Annotated in this window: 1 protein-coding gene; it reads left to right on the forward strand. The window is 44.8% G+C overall.

What is annotated here, in order from left to right:
- Positions 1-118: 118 nt before the first annotated feature.
- Positions 119-1,445: undecaprenyl-phosphate glucose phosphotransferase (locus tag ACRC27_RS11445; protein ID WP_438639916.1), on the forward strand; the 1,327-nt coding region annotated here is incomplete at its 3' end.

Raw genomic sequence — 1,445 nt, forward strand, 5'->3', positions numbered from 1 at the left:
AGCAAATGGTAACAAAACGTGATCGTAAAAGAGTGTTTGTGAGCGGAAATGTATGGGACTCGCATCTCTGAAAGCAAACAGACTGTATAGAAGCTAACGCTTACAGCAGGCGCTGAAGATGAACAGAAATATCATAAAATTCGTCAAAAATGGCTACGGGGTCGTCCCTTTTGTTTGTGATGTAGTTGTCACCAATTATTTACTGAACTTTCATGAGTTTGGCGAAAAAATTGCCGATCGCACAGATGTCAGCATATTGATTACACTCTGCTTTTTACTGGTTGCCGGTAATGTGGGCGTGTATCGGGAAAATATTCGTCAGCATCTGACCCACTGCTTATTTAAAGTGGTGACAGCATGGGTGATCACCGCCTTTTTGCTGTTCTTGATGATGCATTACATCGATTTTCTTGCCGAAGGCTATGCCGATGTCTCGGTTCGTGAGGCCGCGCTGTGGCTCAGTTTGCCGGTGATGGGATCATTATTATCGCGCGTGGTGATTTACGGCCTTAACTTACTGATGGTGCAATATGGCATCAACGTGCGTAATGTGGCGATCCTTGGCGCTACCGGTATTGGGTTGGCGCTAGAAAAAGAATTGGATGAAAATAAAGCATTGCGTCTGCGTAATATCGGCTTTTTTGATGATCGTGATTCTAATCGTTTTGGTTATAAATCACGCAAACCAATATTAGGCAATTGCGCTGAATTAGTTCGCCTGATTAACGAAGGGAAAGTCGACGAAGTCTATATTGCGTTACCGTTAGAAGCGCGAAGCAGAATTAATCACTATTTGGACCAATTGTCAGACACTACGGTAGAAACGTATATTGTACCGGATCTGTATGCCTACAGTTTGCACCATACGGTAGCCAAATCGGTCGGTAATATCAGTACGTTGAGCGTATTTAGCTCGCCATTTGATGGTATTGGTGGTTTTATCAAACGGGCGGAAGATATTATCGTAGGGGCGTTGATTTTACTGCTGATTTCACCGGTTTTATTGTTTGTGGCTATCGGCGTGAAATTATCATCACCGGGGCCGGTGCTATTTAAGCAAGACCGCTATGGCTTAGGCGGAAAATGCATCAAAGTCTGGAAGTTTCGTTCCATGAAAGTTATGGAAAACTCAGATAAAGTGGTACAGGCGACGCGTAATGATCCACGGGTTACCCGATTTGGCGCATTTATTCGTCGAACCTCGTTAGATGAATTACCGCAGTTTTTTAATGTGCTGCAAGGCTCGATGTCGATTGTTGGTCCGCGCCCTCATGCGGTAGCGCATAACGAAGAGTATCGGGCGATCGTTAACCGCTATATGGTGCGTCATATGGTGAAACCGGGCATTACGGGGCTGGCGCAAATCAACGGTTTTCGTGGTGAAACCGATACCGTGGATAAAATGGAAATGCGGGTGAAATACGATTTGCGTTATATCCAGACAT

The sequence above is a fragment of the Plesiomonas sp. genome, assembly GCF_051650925.1.
Lineage (GTDB): Bacteria > Pseudomonadota > Gammaproteobacteria > Enterobacterales > CAMTGL01 > Plesiomonas.